Source organism: Pseudomonas sp. FSO-7 (genome assembly GCF_059579345.1).
The window spans coordinates 2,269,553-2,283,138 of record NZ_CM184193.1; the positions used below are offsets into that span (position 1 = coordinate 2,269,553).

Sequence of the window (13,586 nt, forward strand, 5' to 3'; positions counted from 1 at the left end):
GAGGGTACGAAACCACGGGGGGAAACGGTGCTTGCGAGCCGCTATTTCAGAAAAGCCCTACAACACACTGTGAAAATGTCGATCCGACAGGGTGAATTTTTTGGTCGATCAGCCGGTTTAGGCCGTATAAACTTGCGCCACAGCGCCGGCCGGCAGATGTCTCGGCGCGTCAGACAAGAGAGTGAGTAATGGGCGCACAGTGGAAGGTTAAACACAAAGAAGCGGCTGCCAACGCCAAAGGCAAGATCTTCGGCAAACTGGTGAAGGAAATCACCATTGCCGCGCGCAACGGCGCTGATACCGCGACCAACGCGCACTTGCGACTGGTGGTCGAGCAGGCGAAGAAGGCCTCGATGCCCCGCGAGACCCTGGAACGTGCGATCAAGAAAGGTTCTGGCCAGCTCGGTGAAACCGTGCAATACCACCGCGTCACCTACGAAGGGTTCGCGCCGCACCAGGTGCCACTGATCGTTGAATGCGTGACCGATAACATCAACCGTACCGTTGCCGAAATTCGCGTCGCGTTCCGCAAGGGTCAACTGGGCGCCTCGGGTTCGGTGGCGTGGGACTTCAACCATGTCGGCATGATCGAAGCCGCGCCGGACAGCCCGGACGCCGATCCGGAAATGGCCGCCATCGAGGCCGGTGCCCAGGATTTCGAGCCGGGCGAAGACGGCGCGACGTTGTTCCTCACCGATCCTGCTGACCTCGATGCGGTACAGAAGGCGTTGCCGGAGCAGGGCTTTACTGTGCTGTCGGCCAAGTTGGGCTACCAGCCGAAGAACCCGGTCAGCGGGCTGACCGACGAACAGATGGCTGAAGTCGAAGCCTTCCTCGAAGGCCTCGACAACCACGATGACGTGCAGGACATGTTTGTCGGGTTGGCCGGTTAAGCACTACACCCCCTGTGGCGAGGGAGCTTGCTCCCGCTCGGCGGCGAAGCCGTCGTGAACCGGGCGATGCGGTTTTACTGACAGACCGTGGTGCCCGTTTAGGGCTGCTGCGCAGCCCAGCGGGAGCAAGCTCCCTCGCCACGGTCGCGCAGTAAGCCTTCAATTACATCGAACCCTGGCCGTGCCAGTACATCCGGCTGACAGCAGCGCGCTTGCAGATTCTGCAACGCTTCCAGTTCCTCAGCACTGAGCCCCGGTTCGATCCGCGCCAGCAATTCCCCCAACAGAATCCCGAAGGCCCGCACCTCGATGCGTTGCAGTGCGCGGGTTTGCACGTTGTCCGTAGTGGCGTGGAACGACGCCGCGCCAAAGTCCCCCAGCAGGCAATCACCCAGGTCATTGCACAGGATGTTGTGTCCGTACAGATCCCCATGGGTGATGCCCTGGCGGTGCAAGTGCGCCGCCACCGAGGCAATGCCGTGGGCGATGCGCAAGGCCACCGGGGCGCTCAGGCGCAGTTCATCGGCATACACGTCGCGGGTGCATGACGCCAGGCTCGGCAGCCCGGCGAGGTTGCGATAGCTGGGCTCGACCAGTGCCATGACCAGCCCGGCCTGTTGCTCGGGGTGCCCGGCGACCTGGCCCAACACGTCGATCAGGTTCGGGTGTCGACCGGCCGTGATGCAGGCATGCATTTCATGCAGGGGCGAGCCGTCGCTGGTCATCTGGCCTTTGTACAGCTTCACCGCGACGTTTCGCGCGACCTGGCCGGGCGCCTGCCAGAGCGCCTGGTGAATCACCCCGGACGCGCCTTCGCCCAGTTGTCGTTGCAGCGTCAGTTGCGACCAGTCGAGGGGCGTCGTGGTGTTCAAGGCTGCGGCATCGGCCTGGGTTTCCAGTGGGTTGCCGGCGTAGGCCAGCCAACTGAGGCTTGGCAGTTTCAACAGCCATTGGGGCAGTTCGGTCAGTTGGTTGGCGGCGATGCGCAGCAGTTCCAGGCGATGACACTGGCCCAGGCTCGCCGGCAACTGCTGCAATCGGTTGCCGGCAGCATCAGTTTTTGCAAGTGTGGGCGTTGACCCAGTTCATCCGGCAATTGGCTGACGCGGTTATCGGTCAGGATCAGCCAGCGCAGTAGTGGCGGCAGGGCCGCGCCTGTCACGCGCGCGATGCGGTTGGCCTTGAAACCGACCATGGTCAACGCGCTGCAACGGCCCAGGCATTCGGGCAGTTCGGTGAAGCGGTTCTCCGAACAGAACAGCACGCGCAAGCGGGTCAGGCGATGCAGGTCGTCGGGCAGCGTGTCCAACTGATTGCCGCTGAGGTTGAGGATCTCAAGGGAATCGGCCAGCTCGAAGATTTCCCGGGGAAACTCCGTCAAGCCGCAGGCTAGGTCCAGCCGGGTAATGCCCGAGAGCTGGCCGGCGCGTAGTTGGGTGAGGGTGTGCATGGGCAGGTTCACTGTTGATCAAGAAGAAAGCGCGCAGAAAAAAACCGTGGCGAGGGAGCTTGCTCCCGCTGGGCTGCATGGCAGCCCCAAGAGCGGCCCATGCAACCCGTCTGACACACCTTGATATCAGGTTTGGGGTCTGCTTCGCAGCCCAGCGGGAGCAAGCTCCCTCGCCACAAGTCAGCCGCTCAATTCATTGTGAGAGATGGCCGCATGATAACTGCAAAGTCCGCTCTAGCGCTCGATGCTGCGGTTCCACCGCGCGTTCCAGGCCGGGCGTTGTTCGTTGACCTGGTCCCAATCCACGGCGATCGCTGTCTCCAGGTATTGCTTCATCGCCTCCACTTGGCCACGGGTCTTGTCGGTGGTCGGGGTGTTGGGGTTGGAAGGGATCTGGTCGCCTTCTTCCAAGGCAATGGCCTGGGCTTGCGGGGTCAGTAGGAACGCGGCGAGTTTTTGCGCCAGTTCCGGCTGAGTGTTTTGCGCGATGGCGCATTCGGCGACGTTGAGGACCACGGCGCCTTCCTTCGGCTGGGCATATTCGACCGGCATGCCCTTGAGTTTCAATGCGGTCACCTGGGTCGGCGTCAGCGGGAACAGCGCGGCTTCGTCGGTCTGCAGCATTTCGGATATCTTCGCCGAGCTCGGAATGTACTCCAGCACGTTGCGCCCCACCGTGTTCGGCCACGCCTTGAAGCCCGGCTCGACGTCGGTTTCGCTGCCGCCCTGGATCCGGTTGAACATCAAAAAGCCGTGCAGGCCGAAGGTGGACGAGGCCATCGACTGGAACACCACTTTGTCCTTGAAGCGCGGATCGGCCAGGTCCAGCCATGAAGTGGGCGTATTCCAGCCTTTTTCCTTGAACAACCGGGTGTTGTACGCCAGCCCCGTCACCCCTAGGCTGACCGCCACGGCCTGATCCTTGATACGCCCCTTGGCCGGGATCTGCGCCAGGGGCGGGCTGTCTTCGAGTTTGTCGCACAGCCCCATGGCGATAGCGCGGTACATGATGCCGTCGTCGAGGAACATCACGTGCATCTGCGGGTTGCCTTTGCTGGCCTGGACTTTCGCCAGGATGTCGGCGGAGGTGCCGGGCACGATGACCACTTTGACGTTGTTGGCTTTCTCGAACGTTGGCAAGACCTTGTCGGCGTAGAGCCGCTCCATGGTGCCGCCGTTCATGCCCAGGTAAAGCGTCGGCTCGGCCAACGCCTGGGTGACCGGGAGCAGGGCGCCCAGGCAAGCGGAACCCAGCGAGCAGAAACCGAACAGTGCACTGCGTTTGACGTTATTCATTGGCGCGACCTTCCTCTATCAAGCAACGGAGATGGAGTGAAACCGGGTGATGGAAAACGCATCCAGCGGCGTGGTCGAAGCCCCGCTGCAGATGATTTCGGTGAGCGCCTGGCCCACCGCCGGGCCGATCTGGAAGCCCGCGCCGGCAAAGCCGAACGCATGCAATAGACCGGGCTGGGTGCTGCTGTGGCCGATCACCGGTTGGCGATCGGGCAGGTAACCTTCGGTGCCGCTCCAGGTACGAATCGCCTGGGCGCCCTCCAGAAATGGGTAGAGTTCGACGGCCTGGCGCAGGATCTCCAGCACGGCGTTCTGGCCGGGCCGGGCGCGAGCCGCGTCTAGGGCGAAGCCTTGGCCGCCGCCCAGCACGCAATTGCCGCGCGAGACTTGGCGGGCGTAGATACCGCCCCCCTCGACGCCGGTGCTGGCGTCCATGACCAAGGGCAAGGGTTCGGTGACCAGCATCGCCGGGTGCCCAGCGTGCATCGGCACCGCTTCGCCGAATTGCGCGGCGAACTGGCTGGCCCAGGCACCGGCGCAGTTCAGCAGCCAGGGCGCGTGGAACGTCAGGCCCGTTGCGGTGTGTACGACAAAGCGCTGGCCGTCGTGCTCAACGGTGTCGACCGCGCATTGTTCGTGTATTTGCGCACCCTGGCGGCGAGCGGCCTGGGCAAAGGCTGGCGATACCAGGCGTGGATTGGCATGGCCGTCGTCCGGGCACAGCGACGCCCCGACCGCGACGGCGCCGACCCACGGAAAACGCGCGCGCAGGGCCGTGCGATCGAGCAGTTGCAAATCCAGGCCAAAGCCTTGGCTGGCGACGGCGTAGTCGTGCAGCGCTTGCAGATCTTCAGCGCTGCGGGCCAGCTTCAGATGACCACTGCGCTGGTACTCGCCGTCGATGCCGATCAATTGGGGCAACTGGCACCAGATTTCATGGGCCCGTTGCGACAAGGGTAGTTGCGACAGCGGTCGGCCCTGACGACGCACGCCACCGTAATTCACGCCGCTGGAGTGTGAGCCGCAGAAGTCGCGTTCCAGCAGCGCCACCCGGCGTCCGGCCTGGCTCAGGAACAACGCGGCCGAGGCGCCGACGATGCCGCCACCCATGATCACCGCATCCACTTCGATCATGGCTCGACCCCTAGGCCGAACGGCACGGGTTTGATCGGTGCCTGGGCTCGCAAGCGGCCGATGCTGGCGACGGCGCGGCCACTTTCGCAGGCAATGATTTCCGCGGCAGCGGCACCGCACATCCGCCCCTGGCAACGGCCCATGCCGACCCGACAATGGGCCTTGACCCGGTTGATCTCCCAATGGCCTTCGCCCACCACCCGGCGGATGTCGCCAGCGCTGACTTCTTCGCAGCGACAGATCATCAGGTGATCGGCGGCCTCGGCGGCCCAGTGTTCAGGAAAGGCAAATGCGCGCTCCAGGCCTTCGCGGAACCGGCCGATGCGTTCAAGGGTTTGTTCCAGTTGTGTGCAACGCTGCGGGTCGGTCGAGTAGCCGAGGTCTTCGAGCAAGGCCAGGGCCGCCCGTTCACCGGCTATTTCCGCCGCGTCGGCGCCCATGATCCCGGCGCCGTCACCGGCCAGGTAAATCCCCGGCACGCTGCTGCGCCCGGCGCGGTCTCGTTGGGGCAGCCAGGCGCGGTTGAGGGCATTCCAGGTAAACGCGCAGCCCAGCAGGTCGGCCAGTTGGGTTTCGCTGCGCAAGCCGTGGGCGAAGGCCACCGCGTCACAATCGAGGGTGTGTTCGCCGCTTGCATTGCGCCATTGCAACGACTGCACCCGGCGTTCTCCATCGAGACGCGCCAGGCTCGCGCCTTGATGCACGGCGATGCCGCGGGCGGCCAGCCAGGCGCGGTAGTAGAGGCCCTTGGCGAGGGTGGCCGGTTGTGCCAGCAGGCCGGGCAGGGCGCGGATCTGGGCGCTAAAGGGCGAACTGTCGAGGACGGCGACCACATGGGCGCCGGCCCGGACGTATTGATAGGCCACCAGATACAACAAGGGACCGCTGCCGGCGAACACCACCCGTTCGCCGATGGCGCAACCCTGGAATTTCAGGGCGATCTGCGCCGCCCCCAGGCTGTATACCCCGGGCAGGGTCCACCCCGGTACGGGCAGGACCCGGTCGGTGGCGCCGGTGGCGACGATCACGCTGGCGTACTCGAGGCGGTCGGCGCGGCCTTCATGCAGGGTATCGAGCAGACCGGCCTCGGCGTTCCACACCAGGGTGTCGGGACGGTAATCGAGCTGTTCGCGCAATGCGTCGAGGGTCTGGTGGATGGCGTTGGCCTTGTGGGCTTCGAAGCCATAGAGCTTGGCAGGCGAGCGCTTGAAGTGGGCCGGTTGGCGCCGATAGATCTGCCCGCCACCGCGGCTGGCTTCGTCCAGCAGGACGGGGTACAGGCCGTGGGCGACCAGCGTTTGCGCGGCACGGATACCGGCCGGGCCGGCGCCGATGATGGCGACGGGTTTCATGACCACCTCGTTGGCGATGCAGTGAGATTGGCGACATCTTTAAAGACGCCATCGCGAGCAGGCTCGCTCCCACATCGGATTTGCGGTGGACGTGGATTTTGTGGACGGCACAAGTCCCCTGTGGGAGCGAGCCTGCTCGCGATGGGGGCGTATCTGGCTACATTGTTCATACCTGGCGCCCCGGTTCGCGGTTGACGTGTTGGCCGGCTTCGAGCAGCGTCGAGCAGGCGCGTACGCGGCGGCCGTCGCCCAGGCGCACCCAGCAGTCCTGGCAGGCGCCCATCAGGCAGAAACCGGCACGGGGCTCGGCGCTGAAGTCACTGCCGCGCAGGTGTTCGCTGCAAGTCAGCACGGCGGTCAGTAGCGTGTCTCCCAGCAGCCCGGTGGCGGGCTGGCCGTCGAGGGTAAAGTCCAGGGCCGGGCGGTCGCCCTCGGCCAGTCGTTTCAGCAGTGCCATGACACCCTCATTGTTTGCCTACCAGGACCCGATCCAGGCCATAGACCCGGTCGAGCAGAATCATGGTCAGCGCGGTGAGCCCGATGACCAGCGCCGACACCGCCGCCATCATCGGATCGATGGATTCAGTGGCGTACACGTACATGCGTACCGGCAAGGTTTGCGTGGCCGGCGAGGTGACGAAGATCGACAGCGTGACTTCATCGAAACTGTTGATGAACGCCAGCAGCCAGCCCCCGGCCACCCCTGGCAGGATCATCGGCAAGGTGATTTGCCGGAACAGCGTGAAGCGCCCGGCCCCCAACGATTGCGCGGCCTGTTCGGCGCTGCGGTCCAGGCCGATGGCCGAGGCCAGCACCAGGCGCAGCACATAGGGCGTGATCACCAGCACATGGGCGAAGATCAGCCAGGCGAAGCTGCCGTTCACGCCCATCAGGGCAAACAGGCGCAGCAATGCGACCCCCAGTACCAGGTGCGGAATGATGATCGGCGACAGGAACAGGCCGTTGAAGAAGTCCCGGCCGGGGAACTCGAGCCGGGTGATCGCCAGGGCCGCGGGCACCGCGATCAAGGTCGCCAGCGAGGCCGCGCAGAACGCCAGGACCAGGCTGTTGTAGAACGCGTCGACAAAATCCGCGCGCTCGAACACCGCGCGGAACCAGCGCAGGGAAAACTCGGTGGTTGGCAGGCTCAGGGTGTTTTCCGGGGTGAAGGCGACGAGGCAGACCACCACCAGCGGCGCGAGCATGAAGACCACCACCAAGGCGTGGAACAGCAATGCGAAAGGACCGTTTCTAGACATGACCCATTACCCCAGTGACTTCTTGTAGCGGCCTTCGATCATCCGGTTCCACGACAGCATGATCAGCAAGTTGAGCAGCAGCAGCGCGACGGCAATGGCCGCACCCATCGGCCAGTTCAGCTCCGACAGGTACTGGTCGTAGATCAACGTAGCGACCATCTTCAAGCGCCGTCCGCCGAGCAGGCCGGGAATCGCGAAGGAGCTGGCGGCAAGGCCGAACACAATGAGGGTGCCGGACAGCACGCCGGGCATGATCTGCGGCAACACCACTTTGCGGATCACCGTGAACTGGCTCGCCCCCAGGGACAGCGCGGCCTGTTCGGCGGCCGGGTCGAGTTTCTGCAGCGAGGTCCAGACGGGAATGATCATGAATGGCAACATCACGTGGACCAGGGCGATGACCACGGCGAACGGCGTATAGAGCAGCTTCATCGGCGCACCGCCGAAGGCTTGCAGGGCCTGGTTGACCAGGCCGTCGGCGCCGAGCAACAAGCTCCAGCCGAAGGCGCGCACCACCACTGAAATCAGCAGCGGCGTGAGGATCAGGATCAGGAAAATCGAGCGCCACGGTGCGCCCATGCGGCTGAGGATGTACGCCTCGGGCACGCCGATCAGCACGCACAGGAGGGTGGTCAGGGCGCTGATCCAGAAGGTGCGCAAAAAGATTTCGTAGAAGTACGGATCGCCCAGCAGGCTGGTGTAGTGCTCGAAGGTGTAGGCGTCGCCGTTGATGCCCGAACTGTAGTCGAAGACGTTGAACGACAGGACCAAGGTCAAGCCCAAGGGGATGACCAGCAAGCCCAGGTACAAGGCCAGGGCCGGCGCGGACATCAGGTAGCCCTGCCCGCCACGGCGCATCGCATCGATCAGCTTCATGCTGGCACCTCGTCCACGCTCAGCACCCGCAGCAGGGCCGGATCCCAGTCCAAGCCCACCGCCGTGCCTTCGACCAAGGGCGCGGAGCCGTCGTTGCGGCGCACCACGCAGAGTTCACCCAGGCTCGTGGAAACGCCGTAGAGCCATTGGCTGCCCAGGAAGAAGCGGCTGACGAGGGTGCCCTGCAATCGCCCTGAACCGGCCTCGCGCAGGTCGATCTTTTCCGGGCGCAGGCTCAGGGTCAGCTCGCCATCGGCCGGGCTGCAGGCTTGGACGATGCCCGCGCTATCCCGCCTGCCGGGCAGCAGGTTGGCTTTGCCGACGAAGCCGGAAATGAATTCGGTGCGCGGGTGCTCGTAAAGGGTGTACGGCGCGTCGATCTGGGTGATGCGCCCGGCCTGCATGACCACCACCCGGTCACTGATCGACAGGGCCTCGGACTGGTCGTGGGTCACCATCAGCGTGGTGATCCCGACTTCGCGCTGGATACGGCGGATTTCGTATTGCATCTCTTCGCGCAAGTTGGCGTCGAGGTTGGACAGCGGCTCGTCGAGCAACAGCACCGGTGGCTCGATCACCAGCGCCCGGGCCAGTGCCACGCGTTGGCGCTGGCCGCCCGAGAGTTCTCGTGGGTAGCGGTCGGCGTGGCGGTCCAGGCGGACCAATTTCAACACTCGGTCCACCCGTTGTTGCAGTTCGTCATTGGCTACTTTGCGCATGCGCAGGCCGAAGGCGACGTTGGCCTTGACGGTCATGTGGGGAAACAGCGCGTAGCTCTGGAACACCACCCCCAGGCCACGGCTGGCGGGCTTGGCGTGAGTGATGTCGCGACCGTCCAGCAGGATGCGCCCGCTGCTGACTTCGACGAAGCCGGCGATCATCTGCAAGGTTGTGGTTTTGCCGCAGCCGGAAGGCCCCAGTAGCGAGACGAACTCGCCTTTTTCCACCGACAAGTTGGTGGCGACCACGACGTCGATGTCGCCGTAACGTTTGCCAAGTCCTTCAAGTTGCACAAAAGCCATCGCTGCGCTCCACCTGGGATTGTTATGCGTCGCCGCAAGGGCGCGCTTTTTTGTATGGGCAGATACGAAAGGGTGCTGCTGGGGTGCGTTGGCGCTCGACCTCAAGTCGGCTGCCGCTGTTGTTCGAATCGCCCCTGTCTGGACGAAGAGTAGGACGAAGAATAGGATGGGCTCAATGGACTATTTCACTGAAGCGAAGACTATTTTCAATTTCATTCAGTGAATAAATTAAACGATGAGAAATAGCATGATTGATTCCACTGATCGGAATAATGAGAGGGGCGAGGTAGGTGTCGGTGCGGTCTCCCGACTATTTGCCGTGTTGCGCAGCCTGGGTGACACCGTCGAAGGCGGTGAGCGGGTGACGCAATTGGCCCTGCGCATCGGCCTGTCGCAGCCCACCACGCATCGCTTGCTGCGCAGCCTGATGGACGAGGGCATGGTTGAGCAGGACGCACGCAGCAAGCGCTATCGCCTGAGCCTGGAGTTTTTCGCCCTGGCGGCCCGCGCCGGCAACACCGGCAACCTGCGCGAACTGGTACGCCCGGCCATGCTGCGGTTGTCGGCGTCCTTGGGCGACTCGCTGTTTTTGCTCGCCCGCAGTGGTTTCGATGCCATTTGCCTGGATCGCAGCGAGGGGCCGTTTCCGATCCGCACGTTCACCGGCGACATTGGTGGCCGCGTGGCGTTGGGCGTGGGGCAGGGCAGTCTGGCGATCCTGGCGTTTCTGCCGGAAGAAGAGCGTGACACGGTGATTCAATACAACCTGCCGCGGCTCAAGGATTTCCATTTGTACGACGAAGTCTTCCTGCGTTCGGAAGTGGAGAACGTGCGCACGCTAGGTTACGCCGGGCGCAACACCGGCGTATTGCAGGGCATGGCCGGGGTGGCCGTGCCGATCCTCGACCGTGATGGCCGGGCCGTGGCCGCCCTGAGCGTGGCAACCGTGAGCGACCGGTTGGGGCCAGATCGACTGCCGACGGTGGTGGACATGCTCAAGCGCGAAGCGGCCCTGATCGGGCCGCGGATCAACCCGTTCGATCCGTTGCTGCGCAGGCCTTCGCAGGTGTTTGGGCAGGGCTGAATACACTTTCCAGGGGGCGCCCATATCCCCTGTGGGAGCGAGCTTGCTCGCTCCCACACGGGGGGGCACAAGGGAGGACGGTGATCAGAAGTTCAGGGTCTGCTTGAGCCGTTGCGCCGCCGGCGTATCACTGGGTATGACCATCGCATAGTTGTAGCCCGGCCCGGACCAGTACTCGGCTTGCAGCTCGCCATCGCGGCGACTGCCCCGGGGCAGCAGGAAGTTTTTCGGGCCAGGTGGGCGCACGTAGAAGCTGATTTTCTGACCGCTCGGGTCTTGATAGACCACCATCGCCGCCGCGCCTTGCTCGGTGCTGAGCAAGCGCCCGCTGACCGGCTTGAAGCCCGCGCCGGACAGGTCGGGCAACCGGTCGGCCTGGGTGAAGTAGCGGTCGAGCCAATCTTGCATGTGCTGCTCGTCGCCGGTCTGGTAATCGGCCGGAAGAATGCCCTGCTGGGCAATCAGCCGGTACGCCTGCAAGGCATCGGCCATGGGCGCTACGGCGCTGAGCAGGGTCATTTGCCCCGCCTGCCAGCCACCGAAGCCGCCCACGCTGACGGCCAGCAGCAACACCGCGGCATTGGCCAGGTGGCGGCGGGAGCGATGTTTCAGGCGCTGGCGAATCATGGCCGGGTCGAGGTCCGGGTTGGGCGGTTGTCGCAAGGTTCCGCTCAGGGCCGTGCGCAGGTGCTGCGCGTCCTGTTGCCAGGCCCGGACCCGGGTGGCGACCTCGGGCTGGTTGGCCAAGTAAGTCTCGACCAGGCGCCGGTCGGCCTCGCTCAGTTGGCGATCGACGTAGGCGTGCAGGTCGCTGTCGCTGGGGGGCATGCTGATCATTTGAGTATCCGCAGGGTGGGGCGGGTGATTTCGCCATCGCTGAGTTGGCGCAGGGCCTGGCGGGCGCGGGACAGGCGGGACATCACGGTGCCGGTCGGTACGCCGAGGATGTCGGCGACTTGCTGGTAACTCAGGCCTTCCACTGACACCCACAACAACAGCGCCCGCTGTTCCGTCGTGAGCTGATCGAAGACCTGCAAGGACGATTGCGCGATCACGCTGCGCTCGGCCGAAGGGTGGGCGTCGTCGCGGCCGGTGAAAAACTCCAGCATGCGCGCATACCGGCGGGAGCGACGATGGCCGTCGAGAAACTGCCGATACAGGATCGAAAACAGCCAGGCCCGCAGATCGCCGTCCGGGCGCTTGTCGTTCCATTTGGACAACGCCCGTTCCAGGCACATCTGCACCAAGTCGTCGGCGTTGCTCGGGTTGCGCGTCAGCGACACGGCAAAACGCCGTAGCCTGGGAATGAGTTCGCGCAGTTGTTCGTCGAGTGCGTTCATGAAAGTGTGGCTTCTGTGGGCAGTCACTGCACCGGGACTGGAAAGACGACCCGCGAACGAGATTATTCCAGTACAGGAAAAATAAATACGAGGCGTGGGAATAAACCTGCCAGGCCTTCGTCTGACGGGTTCTTTCCAACGAATGGCCTCGAGCCCTGGAGCTTTCTCATGGTTGATCCTTCATCCTCGTCGAGCCGGCCGCCCTTGAGTGCCGCCGCCCTGACCCTGCGCCTGGGCGGCATTGCCGTGATTGTTGCCGCGCTGGCCGGGGCGTTTGCCTACGTCAATGGCAGCCTTGACCCACAGCGCCTGACACCGGAAGCGCTGGTCAATGTCCTGGAAAAGAACAACGGCGTTCACCCGGGCTTTCGACGCAACCATTCGAAAGGGGTCTGCGTCGCGGGTTATTTTCAAAGCACGGGCGAGGCCAGCGCCTATTCCAGCGCCCAGGTGTTCTCATTGCCGCAAACGCCGGTGGTCGGGCGTTTCGCTTTGCCCAGCGGCAACCCCTATGCACCGGACGGCAGTGTGCCGATTCGCAGCCTGGCGCTGCGTTTTACCCAGGCCAACGGCCAGCAATGGCGCACGGGCATGAACAGCATGCCCGTGTTTCCGGTGGGCACGCCCGAAGCCTTCTACCAACTCCAGCAAGCCCAGTCGCCGGACCCTGCCACAGGGAAACCGAACCCCGCGGCGGTACCGGCGTTCTTTGCTGCGCACCCCGAGGCCGTGCCGTTCCTGCAATGGATCAAGACCGCCAAGCCGTCGGCCAGCTACGCCACCGAAACCTACAACGGTATTAACGCCTTCTATCTGGTCAACCCCGCCGGGCAGCGCCAGGCCGTGCGCTGGGGTGTGGTGCCGCTGAGTCAGGACGCTGCCGATGCAACGCCACCCCAGGGTACCGACTTCCTTGAGCAAGATTTGGCGAAGCGTCTCGCCGCCGGGCCGTTGCGCTGGCAACTGAACATCACCCTGGCCAACCCGGGTGATCCGGTGAACGACGCCAGCAAGGCCTGGCCCGCTGACCGCAAAGTGCTCAACGCCGGCACGCTGGTGCTGGAGCGCACCCAGGCGCAGGACAACGGCGAATGCCGCGACATCAACTATGACCCGCTGATCCTGCCCCAAGGGATCGAAGGCTCTGAGGATCCGCTGTTGGTCGCGCGTTCCGCTGCTTATGCCAGTTCCTATCTGCGCCGTACCAGTGAAGTGGGCCAATTGCCCGCCACCCAGGAGTCCCGCCCATGAGCGCCCCTCGTCACTTCGCACCGCTGGCTCGGCTGTTGCACTGGCTGATGGCATTGATGATCATCGCCATGCTGTTTATCGGCGCGGGCATGGTCGCCTCGGTGTCCGAACGCCATGAATGGCTGCTGCAGCTGCACAAGCCATTGGGCATCGCGATTTTGCTGCTGGTGATCGTGCGCCTGGTGGTGCGTTTTACTACCCGCCAACCGCCGCTGCCGGCCGATCTACCGGGCTGGCAGGTGCTGGCGGCAAACGCCTCCCATGTGCTGTTGTACGCCTTGATGCTGGTCCTGCCGCTGTTGGGCTGGGGCATGATTTCGGCGGCGGGGGATCCGGTGATGCTTGGCGACTGGCTGCAACTGCCTTCGATCCTGCCAGCGCACGCCCAGACGTTCGCCCTGCTGCGCAAGGCCCACGGGTACCTGGCTTACTTACTGTTTTTGACCGTGCTGGTGCATCTGGCGGCGGCGCTGTTTCACGCGTGGGTGCGCCGGGATGAGGTGTTGGACAGTATGTTGCGCGGCAAGGGTTGAAGCACGAACCTATCAATTGTGGGAGCTTGCTCGCGATAGCGGTGTGACAATCAACGAAAATTTGAATGTGCGACCGCCATCGCGAGCAAGCTCGCT

At 64.0% G+C, this 13,586-nt stretch carries 13 protein-coding genes and 1 pseudogene; 4 read left to right on the forward strand and 10 right to left on the reverse strand.

Translation table 11 applies throughout. The features are described 5' to 3' along the window. Window positions 1–188 precede the first annotated feature (188 nt). Window positions 189–893 (forward strand): YebC/PmpR family DNA-binding transcriptional regulator, encoded by a 705-nt coding sequence (locus AC515T_RS09980; RefSeq protein ID WP_003183149.1) that lies wholly within the window; start codon window positions 189–191, stop codon window positions 891–893. A 98-nt stretch (window positions 894–991) separates the two neighbouring features. On the opposite strand, the pseudogene AC515T_RS09985 reads toward AC515T_RS09980, so the two are convergent. The 8 genes and pseudogenes from AC515T_RS09985 to AC515T_RS10020 form a co-directional block, all read right to left on the reverse strand. After that, window positions 992–2,343: pseudogene (locus tag AC515T_RS09985) on the reverse strand (leucine-rich repeat-containing protein kinase family protein). A 234-nt stretch (window positions 2,344–2,577) separates the two neighbouring features. Then, window positions 2,578–3,639: an ABC transporter substrate-binding protein gene (locus AC515T_RS09990; RefSeq protein ID WP_496532322.1), complete on the reverse strand. Its 1,062-nt coding sequence runs from the start codon at window positions 3,637–3,639 to the stop codon at window positions 2,578–2,580. An 18-nt stretch (window positions 3,640–3,657) separates the two neighbouring features. Next, window positions 3,658–4,773, reverse strand: a complete 1,116-nt coding sequence (locus AC515T_RS09995; protein ID WP_496532323.1) for an NAD(P)/FAD-dependent oxidoreductase — start codon at window positions 4,771–4,773, stop codon at window positions 3,658–3,660. Then, window positions 4,770–6,125 (reverse strand): FAD/NAD(P)-dependent oxidoreductase, encoded by a 1,356-nt coding sequence (locus AC515T_RS10000; RefSeq protein WP_496532324.1) that lies wholly within the window; start codon window positions 6,123–6,125, stop codon window positions 4,770–4,772. The genes AC515T_RS09995 and AC515T_RS10000 overlap by 4 nt, the downstream gene beginning before the upstream one ends. Before the next feature lie 166 nt (window positions 6,126–6,291). After that, a complete protein-coding gene (locus tag AC515T_RS10005) occupies window positions 6,292–6,582 on the reverse strand; it encodes a (2Fe-2S)-binding protein (protein ID WP_496532325.1) in 291 nt (96 codons plus the stop codon). Window positions 6,583–6,589: 7 nt separating this feature from the next. After that, window positions 6,590–7,384, reverse strand: a complete 795-nt coding sequence (locus AC515T_RS10010) for an ABC transporter permease (protein ID WP_072405341.1) — start codon at window positions 7,382–7,384, stop codon at window positions 6,590–6,592. A gap of 6 nt (window positions 7,385–7,390) precedes the next feature. Beyond that, window positions 7,391–8,260, reverse strand: a complete 870-nt coding sequence (locus tag AC515T_RS10015; RefSeq protein ID WP_496532326.1) for an ABC transporter permease — start codon at window positions 8,258–8,260, stop codon at window positions 7,391–7,393. Further along, window positions 8,257–9,282 carry an ABC transporter ATP-binding protein gene (locus AC515T_RS10020; RefSeq protein ID WP_496532327.1) on the reverse strand — a complete coding sequence of 342 codons (1,026 nt, stop codon included), beginning with the start codon at window positions 9,280–9,282 and terminating at the stop codon, window positions 8,257–8,259. The genes AC515T_RS10015 and AC515T_RS10020 overlap by 4 nt, the downstream gene beginning before the upstream one ends. A gap of 247 nt (window positions 9,283–9,529) precedes the next feature. Here AC515T_RS10020 and AC515T_RS10025 point away from each other — a divergent pair, with 247 nt between their 5' ends. Further along, the gene (locus tag AC515T_RS10025; protein ID WP_496532328.1) at window positions 9,530–10,366 is read left to right on the forward strand and encodes an IclR family transcriptional regulator; all 837 of its coding nucleotides are present in this window, start codon (window positions 9,530–9,532) and stop codon (window positions 10,364–10,366) included. An 84-nt stretch (window positions 10,367–10,450) separates the two neighbouring features. Here the strand turns inward: AC515T_RS10025 and AC515T_RS10030 are convergent, their stop codons facing one another. Beyond that, window positions 10,451–11,203 (reverse strand): anti-sigma factor family protein, encoded by a 753-nt coding sequence (locus AC515T_RS10030; RefSeq protein ID WP_496532329.1) that lies wholly within the window; start codon window positions 11,201–11,203, stop codon window positions 10,451–10,453. Next, window positions 11,200–11,706 (reverse strand): sigma-70 family RNA polymerase sigma factor, encoded by a 507-nt coding sequence (locus AC515T_RS10035; protein ID WP_496532330.1) that lies wholly within the window; start codon window positions 11,704–11,706, stop codon window positions 11,200–11,202. Before AC515T_RS10035 ends, AC515T_RS10030 begins: the two co-directional genes overlap by 4 nt. A 168-nt stretch (window positions 11,707–11,874) precedes the next feature. Here AC515T_RS10035 and AC515T_RS10040 point away from each other — a divergent pair, with 168 nt between their 5' ends. Further along, window positions 11,875–12,957 carry a catalase family peroxidase gene (locus tag AC515T_RS10040; RefSeq protein ID WP_496532331.1) on the forward strand — a complete coding sequence of 361 codons (1,083 nt, stop codon included), beginning with the start codon at window positions 11,875–11,877 and terminating at the stop codon, window positions 12,955–12,957. After that, window positions 12,954–13,490, forward strand: coding sequence for a cytochrome b (locus AC515T_RS10045; RefSeq protein ID WP_122568056.1), 537 nt, complete (start codon window positions 12,954–12,956; stop codon window positions 13,488–13,490). The genes AC515T_RS10040 and AC515T_RS10045 overlap by 4 nt, the downstream gene beginning before the upstream one ends. Window positions 13,491–13,586 lie beyond the last annotated feature (96 nt).

Bases quoted from the DNA above. Each gene is read 5' to 3' on its own strand.
- AC515T_RS10000 (WP_496532324.1), bottom strand. From the start codon at position 6,125: ATGAAACCCGTCGCCATCATCGGCGCCGGCCCGGCCGGTATCCGTGCC.
- AC515T_RS10015 (WP_496532326.1), bottom strand. From the start codon at position 8,260: ATGAAGCTGATCGATGCGATGCGCCGTGGCGGGCAGGGCTACCTGATG.
- AC515T_RS10025 (WP_496532328.1), top strand. From the start codon at position 9,530: ATGATTGATTCCACTGATCGGAATAATGAGAGGGGCGAGGTAGGTGTC.
- AC515T_RS09990 (WP_496532322.1), bottom strand. From the start codon at position 3,639: ATGAATAACGTCAAACGCAGTGCACTGTTCGGTTTCTGCTCGCTGGGT.
- AC515T_RS10035 (WP_496532330.1), bottom strand. From the start codon at position 11,706: ATGAACGCACTCGACGAACAACTGCGCGAACTCATTCCCAGGCTACGG.
- AC515T_RS10045 (WP_122568056.1), top strand. From the start codon at position 12,954: ATGAGCGCCCCTCGTCACTTCGCACCGCTGGCTCGGCTGTTGCACTGG.
- AC515T_RS10030 (WP_496532329.1), bottom strand. From the start codon at position 11,203: ATGATCAGCATGCCCCCCAGCGACAGCGACCTGCACGCCTACGTCGAT.
- AC515T_RS09980 (WP_003183149.1), top strand. From the start codon at position 189: ATGGGCGCACAGTGGAAGGTTAAACACAAAGAAGCGGCTGCCAACGCC.
- AC515T_RS10005 (WP_496532325.1), bottom strand. From the start codon at position 6,582: ATGGCACTGCTGAAACGACTGGCCGAGGGCGACCGCCCGGCCCTGGAC.
- AC515T_RS09995 (WP_496532323.1), bottom strand. From the start codon at position 4,773: ATGATCGAAGTGGATGCGGTGATCATGGGTGGCGGCATCGTCGGCGCC.
- AC515T_RS10040 (WP_496532331.1), top strand. From the start codon at position 11,875: ATGGTTGATCCTTCATCCTCGTCGAGCCGGCCGCCCTTGAGTGCCGCC.
- AC515T_RS10010 (WP_072405341.1), bottom strand. From the start codon at position 7,384: ATGTCTAGAAACGGTCCTTTCGCATTGCTGTTCCACGCCTTGGTGGTG.
- AC515T_RS10020 (WP_496532327.1), bottom strand. From the start codon at position 9,282: ATGGCTTTTGTGCAACTTGAAGGACTTGGCAAACGTTACGGCGACATC.